At 61.5% G+C, this 13,289-nt stretch carries 12 protein-coding genes and 1 other RNA gene; 4 read left to right on the top strand and 9 right to left on the bottom strand.

Annotated elements, in window-relative coordinates; translation table 11 throughout:
• Window positions 1–19 precede the first annotated feature (19 nt).
• The 6 genes from ACFPN2_RS18510 to rsmI form a co-directional block, all read right to left on the bottom strand.
• Window positions 20–1,747, bottom strand: coding sequence for a peptidoglycan D,D-transpeptidase FtsI family protein (locus ACFPN2_RS18510; RefSeq protein ID WP_380599130.1), 1,728 nt, complete (start codon window positions 1,745–1,747; stop codon window positions 20–22).
• Window positions 1,744–2,010, bottom strand: a complete 267-nt coding sequence (gene ftsL / locus ACFPN2_RS18505) for a cell division protein FtsL (RefSeq protein ID WP_380599128.1) — start codon at window positions 2,008–2,010, stop codon at window positions 1,744–1,746. The genes ACFPN2_RS18510 and ftsL overlap by 4 nt, the downstream gene beginning before the upstream one ends.
• On the bottom strand, window positions 2,007–2,936 hold the full coding sequence (gene rsmH / locus ACFPN2_RS18500; RefSeq protein ID WP_380599126.1) for a 16S rRNA (cytosine(1402)-N(4))-methyltransferase RsmH: 930 nt from the start codon (window positions 2,934–2,936) through the stop codon (window positions 2,007–2,009). Before rsmH ends, ftsL begins: the two co-directional genes overlap by 4 nt.
• An 11-nt stretch (window positions 2,937–2,947) precedes the next feature.
• Entirely contained in the window at window positions 2,948–3,403 is a 456-nt protein-coding gene (mraZ, locus tag ACFPN2_RS18495) for a division/cell wall cluster transcriptional repressor MraZ (protein WP_298720108.1), read from the bottom strand.
• A gap of 462 nt (window positions 3,404–3,865) precedes the next feature.
• An RNA gene (gene rnpB / locus ACFPN2_RS18490) (RNase P RNA component class A) lies at window positions 3,866–4,242 on the bottom strand.
• A 19-nt stretch (window positions 4,243–4,261) separates the two neighbouring features.
• Complete coding sequence (gene rsmI / locus ACFPN2_RS18485) at window positions 4,262–5,158, bottom strand: 16S rRNA (cytidine(1402)-2'-O)-methyltransferase (RefSeq protein ID WP_380599124.1); 897 nt, start codon at window positions 5,156–5,158, stop codon at window positions 4,262–4,264.
• 136 nt (window positions 5,159–5,294) lie between these two features.
• Between rsmI and ACFPN2_RS18480 the strand changes: the two genes are divergently transcribed.
• On the top strand, window positions 5,295–7,181 hold the full coding sequence (locus tag ACFPN2_RS18480; protein WP_380599122.1) for a penicillin-binding protein activator: 1,887 nt from the start codon (window positions 5,295–5,297) through the stop codon (window positions 7,179–7,181).
• Window positions 7,182–7,195: 14 nt separating this feature from the next.
• Here the strand turns inward: ACFPN2_RS18480 and ACFPN2_RS18475 are convergent, their stop codons facing one another.
• Window positions 7,196–7,969 carry a DUF72 domain-containing protein gene (locus ACFPN2_RS18475; protein WP_380599120.1) on the bottom strand — a complete coding sequence of 258 codons (774 nt, stop codon included), beginning with the start codon at window positions 7,967–7,969 and terminating at the stop codon, window positions 7,196–7,198.
• Between the two features lie 159 nt (window positions 7,970–8,128).
• On the opposite strand from ACFPN2_RS18475, the gene ACFPN2_RS18470 reads away from it, so the two are divergent.
• From ACFPN2_RS18470 to ACFPN2_RS18460, 3 genes are read left to right on the top strand one after another with little or no spacing between them, the layout of a single operon-like run.
• Entirely contained in the window at window positions 8,129–8,497 is a 369-nt protein-coding gene (locus tag ACFPN2_RS18470; protein ID WP_380599119.1) for a YraN family protein, read from the top strand.
• A gap of 36 nt (window positions 8,498–8,533) precedes the next feature.
• Entirely contained in the window at window positions 8,534–8,719 is a 186-nt protein-coding gene (locus ACFPN2_RS18465) for a CPXCG motif-containing cysteine-rich protein (protein ID WP_380599117.1), read from the top strand.
• A gap of 47 nt (window positions 8,720–8,766) precedes the next feature.
• The gene (locus ACFPN2_RS18460) at window positions 8,767–9,537 is read left to right on the top strand and encodes a hypothetical protein (protein WP_380599115.1); all 771 of its coding nucleotides are present in this window, start codon (window positions 8,767–8,769) and stop codon (window positions 9,535–9,537) included.
• Between the two features lies 1 nt (window position 9,538).
• Here the strand turns inward: ACFPN2_RS18460 and ACFPN2_RS18455 are convergent, their stop codons facing one another.
• Both ACFPN2_RS18455 and ACFPN2_RS18450 read right to left on the bottom strand, forming a co-directional pair.
• Window positions 9,539–10,300 (bottom strand): inositol monophosphatase family protein, encoded by a 762-nt coding sequence (locus ACFPN2_RS18455; RefSeq protein WP_380599113.1) that lies wholly within the window; start codon window positions 10,298–10,300, stop codon window positions 9,539–9,541.
• A gap of 64 nt (window positions 10,301–10,364) precedes the next feature.
• Window positions 10,365–13,280 (bottom strand): serine hydrolase, encoded by a 2,916-nt coding sequence (locus ACFPN2_RS18450; protein WP_380599112.1) that lies wholly within the window; start codon window positions 13,278–13,280, stop codon window positions 10,365–10,367.
• Between the last annotated feature and the right edge of the window lie 9 nt (window positions 13,281–13,289).

Raw genomic sequence — 13,289 nt, 5'->3', positions numbered from 1 at the left:
ATCTTTGCAGCGGCATTCCTCATGGATTGGCCTGGACCAGCGTCGTGGCAGGCAGACGATCGAGACCGTCGGGCGGTACACCCATCAAGCGCAACGCGCCCGCCATCACATTGGCGAACACGGGAGCGGCCACGTCGCCGCCGTAAAATTTCTTGCCGCTCGGCTCGTCGATCACGACCAGCGCGGCCAGCCGCGGATGACTGGCCGGCACGACGCCACCGAACGAAGCTTTGTAACGATCTTGCGAATAGGCACCGCCGTCCGCGGTCCACGCCGTTCCGGTCTTGCCGGCCACGCGATAACCGACCAGCGCCGCACGATTACCGCTACCTTCGGCGGAAACGACGCTCTCCATCATTTCGAGCAATTCTTTGGCGACACGCGGATCGACGACCTGCTCGCCCGGCACCGGCTCTTCGACTTTGCGCAAAGTCACCGGCCGCTTCACGCCATAAGCGCCGAGCGTCGCGTACGCACGCACCAGCTGCAGCGGCGTCACCGACAACCCATATCCATAAGAGATGGTCGCCTGACCGATCTTGCGCCAGTGCGAGTATTCATTGAGCAAGCCGGCCGATTCGCCCGGGAAACCGCTGCCCGTCACCTGGCCGAAGCCGAACGCGTTCAGCATGTCGTACATGGACTTGGGCGACAGATTCATGGCCATCTTGGTCATGCCGACGTTGCTCGACTTAGCCAGCACCGTGGTCAGCGTGACCGGGCCGAGGTTGTGCTTGTCCGGAATTCTCTTGATGCCCACCTGCACGAAGCCCGGTGAGGTATCGATGACGGTGTTGGCGTGATAGCGCCCGGACGCGACACCGGCGGCGGCGATGAACGGCTTGATGCTCGAGCCAGGCTCGAAGATGTCGGTGGCGGCTCGATTGCGATAACGCGACGCCGCGACTTGATCGCGATCGTTCGGGTTGTAAGCCGGCTGATTGACCATGGCCAGCACTTCGCCGGTTTCGATGTCGAGCACGATCACCGTGCCGGCCTTGGCACCGTGTTCCTGAACCGCTGCCTTCAGTTCGCGATAGGCCAGGTACTGGATGCGCAGATCGATGCTGGTGATCAGATCGCCACCCGGATGCGGCGCGCGGATGCTCTCGACGTCTTCGACCGTGCGGCCGAGCCGATCCTGAATGACGCGTTTCGCGCCCGCTTCGGCGCCGAGCCAGCGGTCGTACGCCAGCTCCAGTCCTTCCTGACCGATGTCGTCATACTTCTTGGTGAAGCCGAGCAGATGGCCCGTGACTTCGCCGGCCGGATAGAAACGCTGGTACTCACGCTGCAAGTACACGCCGGGAATCTTCAATTCCTTGACCTGCGCAGCGTCGCTCGGGCGCATGTGACGCACCAGATAAACGAACTCGCGATCCAGGTTGCTGGTGATGAGCTGCGTCACCCAGCGCTTGTCGCGATTCAGCGCTTCGGCCAGACGCGGAATCTGATCGGCCGCCTTCATGACTTCCGGCGGGCACGCCCACACAGTGTCGACCGGTGTGCTGGCGGCCAACGGTTCGCCGTTGCGGTCATAGATGCCACCGCGATTCGCCGTGAGCTTCGCGATGCGGGTGTAACGCGCGTCGCCCTGACCTTCCAGGAATCCTTCGTCGAGGACCTGAAGATCTACGGCACGCGCAACCAGCCCGGTGGCAATGAGCACGAGCGTGCCAAGGACGAATCGCAATCGTCCGCGGTATTGCTCGGGTGAGAAGTGCTTGCCTTCGTCGCGACGGATCATGGCTTCACAATCCGGACTTCGTCAGGCCGCGGCACGACCATCTGCAAATTGACGCGCGCGGTCTGCTCGACCCGCCCGTGCATCGCAAAGGCGCTCTGTTCCAGCTTCAGCTGGCCCCACTCGATATCGAGCCGATCGCGCTCCGCATTCAGGCGCTGCAGCTCGATGAACAAACTGCGCGCCTCGTGCTTGCTCCACACGACGGCGATGGCGGCACCGAGCAGCGCCGCCCACAACACAGCCATGCCGATACGATTGCTCATGCCGCCACCCTTTCAGCGACTCGCATCACTGAACTGCGTGCACGAGGGTTCGCAGCGATTTCGGCTTCGCTCGGATGAATCGGCTTGCCGATTCGGCGCAGTTTCGGGCGGGCGTGCGCAGGCACGTCGGGCAAGCCGGCGTACACGGGATCTTCCTGCGACTGTTCCTGCATGAAACGTTTGACGATGTTGTCTTCGAGCGAATGAAAACTGATGGCGCACAGCCGCCCGCGCGGCGCCAATGCAATGAGGCTGCCGGCCAATGCGGCCCGGATTTCCTCGAACTCCTGATTCACTTGAATACGAATGGCCTGAAACGTACGCGTGGCCGGGTGTTTGCCCGGCTCCCACTTGGGATTCGCCTGCGAAACGATTTGCGCGAGTTGCAACGTGCTAACGATCGGCGCCTCGCGACGCGCATTCACAATGGCGTGCGCAATACGCTTCGCGAATTTTTCCTCACCAAAATCGCGAATGACCCGAACGAGCTCGTGCTCCGGCGCCTTCGCGAGAAACTCCGCCGCGTTCATGCCGGATGAAACATCCATGCGCATGTCGAGCGGCCCGTCCTGCGTGAAGCTGAAACCTCGCGCGGCGTCGTCCAGCTGCGGCGACGACACGCCGAGATCGAGCAGCACGCCGTCGATGGCGCCTGCCAGCCCCATCTGCGTCACTACCGAGCCCAACCGCGAAAACGCACTGTTCACCAAAGTCATCCGCCCATCGTTGGCGAAGCGCTCGCGCCCAGCCGCGATCGCCGCCGGGTCCCGATCGAATGCGATCACCGCTCCCTGCGGCCCGACTCGCTCCAGAATCGCGGCACTGTGGCCGCCGCGGCCGAACGTTGCGTCGAGATAGCGGCCGCCCTCGCGAATATCGAGCGCGACCAGCACTTCCTGCAGAAGCACCGGTGTGTGGGACAACATGACCGGGGCCCTTACAACGACAACGATTCGAGCTCGGGCGGCAGCTCCTCGGCGGTTTCGTCGACCTTCAGCCACTGCTCGCGGCTGTCGTTCCACAACGCCTCGTCCCACAACTCGAACCGATTGCCCTGACCGATCAGCATCGCGGTCCGCGACAACGTCGCGTACTCGCGCAAGCTCGGTGGAATCAGGATGCGGCCGCTGGAGTCCAGCTCCAGATCCGTGGCGTGACCGATCATCAAGCGCTGCAGCCTGCGGGCGACCGGATTCAAGGTCGGCAGACGGCGCAACTTCAGCTCGATCTCTTCCCACTCCGGCAGCGGATAAATGAGCAAACACCGGTCGGCGCGATCCACCGTCGCGATCAGCCGCCCGTTGGAGCGCTCCACGATGCGCTCGCGATAGCGCGTAGGCATGGCGAGCCTGCCCTTGCTATCGAGAGTGACCTTGTTTGCGCCCCTGAACATGCCCCACTAACCCACGCGTTCCCACTTTTTCCCACCGATTTGCACTATAGGTACCGTGATGTCTCGGGTCAAAAAAATTTGGGGCATTTCCTGTTTAGCGACAGGCACTTAGAACGCTAAGCTGGGACCCACCCCGAAACTGGACAAAACTGGTCCGACAGAAATCAGTGAGTTACAAGGCGTTCTTTGCGTGGCAATGCACGAATACCAGGGTTTGCCCGCACCTGTGATTCCAACCAGTACAGGGAAAACCTTAACGCGCGGAAATGCGCAATCGAGGGCGGAATGGCGGCCGGAACGGGGCCGAAATCGGGCTAATCGTGGCCGGAATTTTCGTCAGGAATTTATCGACAGTTATGCGTAAATCGGCTCTTGATGGCCGCTACAACCTGAACAGCGTTTACTAAAAATTAACTGTTCCTTCCGCCCCGGCGGAAGCCGGGCGGAAGGAACCGGGTGAGAAATTGGAGTCGGCCGATAAGCCGGGTTCTGTCGTGGACAACCATTCATCTGCGATACGCGTCACCGCGTACCTCCAGCGACCTACCCGGGAGTCTGTGTGGGCCACACATGCCACCCAATCCGAGGACTGGACAGCGCGCTCCCCTATTTGGTCTTGCTCCGGGCGGGGTTTACCGTGCCACCGAGTGTTACCACCGGCGCGGTGCGCTCTTACCGCACCCTTTCACCCTTACCGTCGTGGCCGAAGCCACGCTTAGGCGGTTTGCTTTCTGTTGCACTTTCCGTGGACTCACGTCCCCCAGGCGTTACCTGGCGCCTTGCCCTGGGAGCCCGGACTTTCCTCCACCCTTGCGAGCAGCGGTTGTCTGGCCGACTCCAGCGCGCATGATACCAGTCTTATTCGTCCCGCTTGCCGCCGCTTAACTGCATGGCTCTGGCGTACAGGTCGCCGCGCTTCTCGCCGCTGAGTTTTGCAGCCACTTTCGCGGCCTGCGATGGCGACAGCTCATCCAACAACGCGCGCAGCAGCTGATCCGCGTTCAGACTCTGCGCCGTGCTCGTCTCAGCGGGATTGCCGCTGACGACGATCACGATTTCGCCGCGTGACATATCGGCGTTTTTCTCGGCGATTTCGCTCAATTGCGCCAGCGTTCCGGTGTATGTCGTCTCGAAACGTTTGGTGAGCTCACGACTCACCGATGCTGAACGCTCACCGCCCAACTCCGCCGCCATGTCACGCAAAACTTCGAGCAAACGATGCGGCGCTTCGTAGAAGATCATCGTACGAGCTTCGCTCGCCAGCGCGCGAAGTCGCGACACGCGAGCCGCATTTTTCGCGGGCAAAAAGCCCTCGAATGCGAACCGATCGGTGGGCAAGCCGGCAATCGACAACGCCGCGATGGCCGCGCACGGCCCGGGTACTACGACAATCGAAACACCGCGGGCTCGCGCGGTCGCGACCAGATCGAAGCCTGGATCGCTGATCAATGGCGTGCCCGCATCGGAGACCAGCGCAATCGATTCGCCCGCGAGCAATCGTGTGATGAGCGTCTCGCTCTTCTGCATCTCGTTGTGTTCGTGCAACGAAGTAAGCGCAGTATCGATCCCGAACGCTTGCAACAATTGTCGGGTGTGCCGCGTATCCTCAGCTGCGATCAGCTGAACGCCCGACAACACCTCACGCGCCCGTGCGCTGAGGTCGCCGAGATTGCCTATCGGCGTGGCCACGACGTATAGCGTCCCCGCCGCGATCTCGGTGCTAAATCCTGAGGCGACAAATCCAGAGCCGGACATTTCGACTACCCCAAACTGGACGATGCCACTGGTCGCAAGACCAACTGAATCAAGCTGCTGCGCGAGGGTTTCACGATTGGGTATCCATAACTTCTATAATGCCGTCCGCGGCTCACGCCGAGAGGTTGCAGTGGAAATGAATGGCACAAAGACGGCTCGATTCGCGATGACCTGGATCGCCTCCATCATACTGGCGATTGGGCTCAGCGCATGCGAAGTCCAACCCGTCGCCCCGGAAACCCCGAGCGCCTCCGCCGACCGGCAAGTCGATCAGGCCGAAGCTCTGTCCCGCAAGGGCGACTACAAAGGCGCGGCTCGTGCGTACGAAGCGTTGGCTGCGCAGTCGCCCGGCGACCTGCGCGATCGCTTCCTGCTGCGCGCCGCTCGCGAATCCGTTCGTGCCGATGACACTGCTCAAGCCACGACCCTGTTGAATCAAGTCAGCCCGTCGCTGCCTCGCGCTGATTTTGGCTTGCGTTCGCTCGTCACCGCTGAGCTGGCGCTGCGGGGCGGTCGCGGTGACAAGGCGCTCGCCGAGCTGGATCGCATTCCTCAGCCGATTCCCAGCGAGCTGTCGTCGGATGTGCTGGAGCTGCGCGCTCGCTCGTTGTTTGCTTTGAATCGCCCGGTCCCCGCTGTCAGTGCCGCGTTGGAACGCGAGCGGACGCTGACGAGCAAGGATGATATTCGCGCGAATCAGCGAATGATCTGGCAGGGCCTGCAGAAGAGCGCGGCAGGCAATGCTGATTTCACGCCACCGGCCAACGCGAATCAGACACTCGCTGGCTGGCTCGATCTGGGCCGCGCAGCGCTGGTGACGGCGCGCAATCCGTTCTCGGCGAATGAAGACATCGCCCAGTGGCGCAGTCGGTATCCGAATCATCCAGCGAATTCGTTGATCACTGAAGATGTGCTGCCTCAGCTGGGTGTCGGCCTGTCTTATCCGACCCAGATTGCGTTGATTCTGCCGCTGTCCGGCCGTCAGCAGGCCGCGGGCATGGCAGTTCGCGATGGTTTCCTCGCGGCGTTGCTTCAGCAGGATGCGGGCCGTCGACCCATGTTGAATGTTTATGACTCGGCCGAGATGGGCGCGACCACTGCCTATCGCAAAGCCGTTGCCGACGGCGCGCAATTCATCGTTGGGCCGCTGACGAAAGATGAAGTCACGGCGATTGCCAGCTCGGGCGAAGTGTCCGTGCTCACCCTTGCTTTGAATCAGACTGCGGACAATGTTTCATCGCCGCCGCTGTTGTTTCAGTACTCGCTCGACCCGGAAGAAGAGGCACGCCAGGTGGCTCAGCGCGTGACTGCTGATGGGCGCATGCGTGGGTTGGTGCTGTTGCCGAACAACGAATGGGGTCAGCGCGTGTATCGTGCGTTCGACACGGAGCTGAAGACGTTGGGCGGTGAGATTGCGGGCATGAAGTTTTATGACCCGTCGGCGCGCGATTACTCGCAGCCCATCACTGAGCTATTGTTGATCAACGAGAGCCGCGCTCGTGCGAATGCGTTGTTTGCTACGCTCGGCACGCGGATGGAATTCGAGCCGCGTCGGCGCGGCGATGCGCAGTTTGTCTTTGTTGGTGCGCAGCCGGTGCAGGGGCGGTCGCTGCGTCCGGGGCTGAAGTTTCATCTCGCCGAAGATCTGCCTATCTACGCGACGTCGGATATTTTCGAGCCCGACACTCAAGCGAACAATGATCTCGAAGGCGTGATCTTTCCGGATATGCCCTGGGTCATTTCCCCCGACGCCGCCTCCACTCAACTACGCAGCGCCCTCACCCGTCACTGGCCCGTCCGCGCCCGCGGCCGCGGCCGCTTGTACGCCTTCGGTTTCGACGCCTGCCGCATCGTGCCCCTTCTCAAAGCCGGCCAATTCGGCGCCGCGCACGCGATTCCAGGCATGACCGGTCTGCTGTCCATCGACGAAAAAGGCCACGTCAAACGCGAACTCGACTGGGCCCAAGTCTCCGGCGGCCGCGCCCTCCCCCTCGGCACCGCTGCAACGGCGGCGGTGCGGTAACTCGGCCAACAATATTATTGTCCGCCAGTCTTCGATCGCGCAGGTCCGAGTGCGTCCGTGAGGGACAACGCGTTTCGCAGCGCATGCCCGTGCGCGGTGTTATCAAACATCGCCCACGCTTGCGTGGCCGCAGCCGCTGTTATTTGTTTCTCGAGCAGGGCGAGGCACTCGGCCCCGTAATCTGAAAAGTACTTCTGTGGCTGGCCGTGCCAACGGAAATACGCAACCCGCCGATCCCCACCCGGCTCGTTGGCGCCCGGCCACAGCGGCGGATCTGCCGCCACTCGCGTGACGGAAAGTTCCGCAAGCAATCGGTCGGCTTTTTCAGAACCCCAGGTTGCATGGCGCGGTTCGCAGACGAACTGCACATCGATGCGCTTTCTCACGGCCCGAAAGAAACGTCGTGTCGCCGCCGCATCGAACTCTAGTTTCGGCGGCAACTGCACGAGAACGACGCCGAGCTTCTTACCCAGCCCAGCGATCTCCTCCGCAAATTGACCGAGCACAGAAGAGTGTGCACGCAGCTCACCCTCGTGCGTAAACACCTGTGGCGCCTTCACTGCAAATCGGAAATCCTTCGGAACGCTAGCCGCCCAACGCGCGTACGTCTGCGCGCGGTGATGACGATAGAATGAGCTGTTGATCTCGACGGCCTGCAACCGTCGCGCATAGCGCTCCAGATGCGATCCTTCGCCTGGCAGCTCCGATCCATACCTCGACGGAATCGACCACCCGGCAGCGCCGATAAACAACCTTCGTGCCGTCTTGACTCGAGACTTGCTTGCCACAGCCGAGCCAACTCATCGCCCCGCCGCCAGGTTCCGCTACACCAAATTACCCGCGCACGGCAACGCACTTAGCTGCGGCTTTGCCCGAGAAACACCGCTCTCCGCACCACTCCGTACCGGCACGCTAGTGCCAATATTTTCAATGCGGCGGAGTGAGCAATGGACGATAGCGAACGCAAAGCGCTGGGCGTGCTCGGCGAAGAGTTGGCGCTGGCACACCTCCTCGCACAAGGCCTCAAACCTCTCATCCGCAACTATCGCTGCAAGATGGGCGAACTCGACCTGGTGATGATGGAACGGGAAACATTGGTGCTCATCGAAGTCCGCTGTCGATCAAGCACAGACTACGGCGGCGCCGCCGCCTCGATAGACTGGCAGAAGCAACGTAAGCTGGTGCTCGCCGCCGAGCACTTGTTGATGAAGCGCGCCGAACTCCGGCGCTACCCGGCGCGTTTCGATGTGGTCGCCATCACCATGGGCGCGCCCAGAGCCAAAGTCGACTGGATCAAGAGCGCGTTCACGCTATAGTCGAAGGGGCTCGGCGCGACCGCCAGAGAACCCTGCATGCTCGAGACCACTGCTGAAACCACCTGCCCCCATTGCGGCGAACCTATCTCGCTATTCCTGGACCTGTCGGTCGAATCGCAGGAGTACATCGAGGATTGCTCCGTTTGCTGCCAGCCCATGACTGTTTATTACAGCGTCGAAGACGGCGAGCTCGCCGAATTGCGGGTGGAATCGGCGAACTGAGACGTCGCGCCTGGGGCCCGCTGGCCCGGAGCGGGTAAGGTCGGCGCATGTGGCGCAATATCCGCATTCTGATCCTGTTGCTGATCCTGCTGGCGATCGCGCTGAACCAGTATTTCGATCGGGTGTACTCGACGGACTGGAACACCCCGCTGCGGGTGACCATCTATCCGATCGACGGCGATGGCAGCCCCGTCACCGCGCAGTTCATAAGCAAGCTGCAACACGACCGCTTCCAACCCCTCGAAGCCTTCTTCGAACGAGAAGCGAGTTTCCGAGGTCTGCCCCTGGAACATCCGATTCAGTTCAAATCCGCGCCGCAGCTGCGCGATATACCGCCCGCGCTCGACCGTAACGCAAACGTATTCGGCATCATCTGGTGGAGCCTGCGCATGCGCTATTGGGCGTGGCGAACGCCGGACGGCCTGGGCGTCGCGCCCGACATCAAACTATTCGTCGTCTATCACGACCCGGCGCTCACGCCGACGCTAGCCCACTCAGTGGGCATGCAGAAGGGGTTGTATGGCGTAGTGAACGTGTTTGCGGATCAATCGATGATCGGCTCGAACGACGTGATCACCGCGCACGAGTTGTTACACACATTGGGCGCGAGCGATAAATACGATCCGCGTAACAGCCAGCCGCTGAATCCCATTGGCTACGCGGAGCCCACCAAGCAACCTCTGCTGCCGCAAACGCACGCCGAGCTGATGGGCGGTCGCATCCCACTGACCAGCACCAAATCGGAGATACCCGAATCGCTGGACCAGGTCGTCGTCGGGCCGCTGACCGCCGCGGAAATCCGCTGGAAAAAGCCTTAAATCAGCGCAGCGCGTTCAGCACAGTCGAATGTAACTTGCTGTTGGCCGCGAGCACCGACGTCGTCTCCAACGTCAACGCCTTGCCCTCCAGATCGGTGAACTTGCCGCCCGCGGCCTCAACGATCACCGAGCACGCCGCGACGTCCAGAATGTTCACATCCGACTCGATGACAGCATCGATCTTGCCTGCCGCCAGCAAGTGATAGTGCAAAAAGTCGCCGTAGCCGCGAATGCGATGAGCACGCGCCACCAGCTTGCCGAAACGATCCCAGCGCGGCCCGCTCGCCAATGTTTTCAAATTGCCCGCCGAGATCGCCCCGCCCTCAACAGTATCGATCTCGCTGACTTTGATCGGTTTGTCATTCAGCCACGCACCCTTGCCGATCTCCGCCCACGCCAGCTCGCCATACACCGGCGCCGACGACACGCCGACAATGAGCTGACCGCGATGCATGAGCGCGATCTGCGTGGAGAACATCGGATACTCGCGCACGAATGCCTTGGTGCCGTCGATGGGATCGACCAGCCACAGATACTCCGCATCCATCGCGCTCTGACCCGTTTCCTCGCCGTAGAAGCCATGTGCGGGAAAGCGTGAGCTGATGATGTTGCGGATGACTTTCTCAGTCTCCACGTCCGCATCCGTCACCGGCGTCTTGTCCGCCTTGATGGTGACCTTCAGATTGTTCTGGTAGTAACGGCGGATGACATCGGCCGCAGCGCGGGCGGCCTCGAGAGCGGTGTCTAGGAACGGCGAGTTCATGGCGATAGGACAATGGCTGGGCGGTGGCCAGCCATTGTACTGATCGCGAGCCGTCAGCGCCTAATCAGGTCTTGTCGGCTCGGGGCGAGGCCGAAAGCACGCGGCCCGACAGGGCCAGAGTGCGCTTGCCATCCTCGACGGCCGCGCGACCGTTCACCAGCACCTGCTCGACGCCGCTGGGGTATTCGCTGGGCTCCAGGAAGGTCGTGTTGTCCTTCAAGGTCGCCAGATCGAGCACGACCACGTCCGCCTTCATGCCGGCAGCGATACGACCGCGATCCTGCAAACGAAGAATTTCCGCCGGCAACCCGCTAGCGGAACGCACGGCATGCTCGAGCGAATCGACGCCGAGTTGTTGCGAGTAATAAGCCAGGCGGCGCGGGTAACTGCCGAAACAGCGACGGTTGGTGTCCACATATTTCTTGTCGCCGACCGCTTCTTCCGGCAACACGATCCAACCGTCGGTCGACGTCGCAGCCCAAGCCGGCTTGTAGAACGCGGCAATGTCCTCCTCGGCCATGCTGAACGACCGCATGCGCGCACCGCCCGGCCAATTCGGATTGCCTTCCTTCTGCAGGGCGACGGCCAACGCGACTTCATCGAGCCGACGCATCTTCATCAGCTCCGCGTAGCTCTTGCCCACGTACTTCGCATTGGGATAGTCGAGAATGCGCACATTCTCCGGCCCGCCCTTGAGCGCGAGCTGATGTTTGACGTCGCGGGCCAGATCGTCGCGCCGTTTGGCATCCGCCCGTTTCAGCACAGCGTTGAGGGCCGCGGTGTAATCGAAGGTCTTGTCGTCTTCTTTCGGTCGCTGACCGTTCGTAATCGCCCAACTCGGCAGCGCGACGAACTGACCGTCCGAGCCGCTGCTGTCGTAAGGATAAACGTCCATGTACACCTTCAGTCCGCGGTCTCGCGCCGCTTGCAAACGATCGACGATCTTCTGCGCCTGACCGCGATAGCCCGGTCCCCATGCCTTCATATGGGTGAACACAGCCGTCACGCCGGTTTGTTCTGCGACGGCCAAAGTCTCATTGATGGAATCATCGAGCGTCGGCGGCGAGTTGCCATCGGCGCTTGGGCGATACCACATCGGCGAAATGCCCTGGCTGCGCAAATGAGGAATGAAGATACCGTTGTATTCGGCGGCGACCCGCGCGAGCTCCACCTCTTCGTTCAAATCCGAGTAACGAGCGCTGAAATACTCAACACCGAGCGATAGACCAAACGAACCTTCCTCCGCCATGCCCCGACGCAGAATCTCCTGCATCTGCCGGATTTCCTGCACGTTCGCCGGACGTTTCATGTCACCGGTCATGACCTGTTCGCGCAAAGCGTTGTGACCATTGGTCAGCGCGACATTGATGCCGATGCCAGCGTTGGTGAGTGCCTGTCGCTGCTCGGCCAGCGGCATGATTTTGCGGTCGGCGGTACGCGCCTGATAGCCATCGGGATTGGACAGCGTCGTCGTTACACCTTGAGCGACGTAATTCTGCGCAGCTCGACGCCGCACATCTTTTGAGAGCAAACCGACATCGGCATATTCGTCGGCCGTATGCGCGTGCAGGTCGATGAAGCCCGGGGTCACGATCTTGCCGGCGGCATTGATGGTACGAGCGGCAGCCGCGCCCGCCAGATTGCCGACAGCGACGATGGTGTCGCCGCTGATGCCGACGTCGGCCTTGAAACGCTGATTGCCCGTGCCGTCGACGACGGTGCCGCCTTGAATCAGCACATCGAATCGGTTCGCCTGCGAGGTCTGCGCGGCGGGAAGAAACAATTGCGCCAATTGCTCGGCCGGGGCAGCGACCTTGCTGCCGCCCTCGCCGTTGATATGCAGAGCGACGACGACCCCTTGATCCTTGAAGTTCGACAGCATCGAGCCGGTGCCTTTCACGCTGCCCGAATGTGCCGCATAGATGCGACCCGCCGGGTCCTTCTCCATGCGCCAGATCAGCGCCTGGGTTTGTCCCATGGAGCGCGGCTCTTTGCCCGGCTTGAAGCGCTTCGCCGCTTCCGGCGTGTATGGAATATTCGGATCCAGCTGCAGCCGATACATCTCGGCCATCGACTTCGCGTTCAGCAGCTTGCCTGCATTGAGTGCGATCGCGAAGCGCAGCAGGTCCTCGTCCGTCGAAATCACGCCGCCGCCGGCGTACTTGTAGCTGACGTTCTCGTCGGGTGCGTTTTCCCATGCACCGCTCTGCTTGTTACGAACATAGCCCTTGCCGCGACGAGGGACGATGCGCGCCGGCACGTCGAATTGAGTATCGAGCATGCCAGCGATCTGCCACACGTGCTTGCGCAGGTACTCTTCGAAACCCTCGCCGCTCGCTTTCTCGATCACCGCGTGCAGCAAGTTGGTCGCGAACGACGAATACATCCAATACTTGCCCGGCTCGAACACCAGCGGATCGTCGCGCCAGAAACGCGTCGACTCCTCGATGTTGTCGTACTGCCGGAACGCCATCACGTCGGCAGGCCCGAACTCGCCTTCCTTGTAGTGACGGATGCCGGACGTATGAGTCAGCACCATGCGCAGCGTGATGGGCTTTTGTTTCTTCGGAAACCACGGCGCCCAGGTTTGCACCGGAGCATCGAGATCGAGCTTGCCCTGCTCCACCAACTGCATGATGGCGACCACGGCCTGGGTCTTGGAGATGGAGCCGATGTTATGAACGCTGCGGCCGTTCTGAATCAGGCCACTTTGCAGATCGGAAACGCCGACACCGCCCGAGAACACGATCTCGCCATTGACGGCGACGGCAGCGGAAACACCGGGCGAGCCGCTGTCGGCTTGCACGCGCTTCAGATAATCGTAGATCTGGCCGGCATCGAAGGCCTGCGCGGCGGCCCCAACGAAGACCAGGACGAAAGCGACGAGCCATCGCCGCTGGAAACGCCACATCATGATGTTTTGTAGACCTTTATCGGCGCGGAAGGGCCGATTCTGGTCCGGCCCTGTCAGGGCGGGCATCAAAGAAAA

Source organism: Steroidobacter flavus, assembly GCF_042651805.1.
In the GTDB taxonomy this organism is placed as follows: Bacteria; Pseudomonadota; Gammaproteobacteria; order Steroidobacterales; family Steroidobacteraceae; genus Steroidobacter; species Steroidobacter flavus.
Note: the sequence above shows the minus strand (reverse complement) of the source record. Positions and strands in the feature narration are given on the sequence as shown.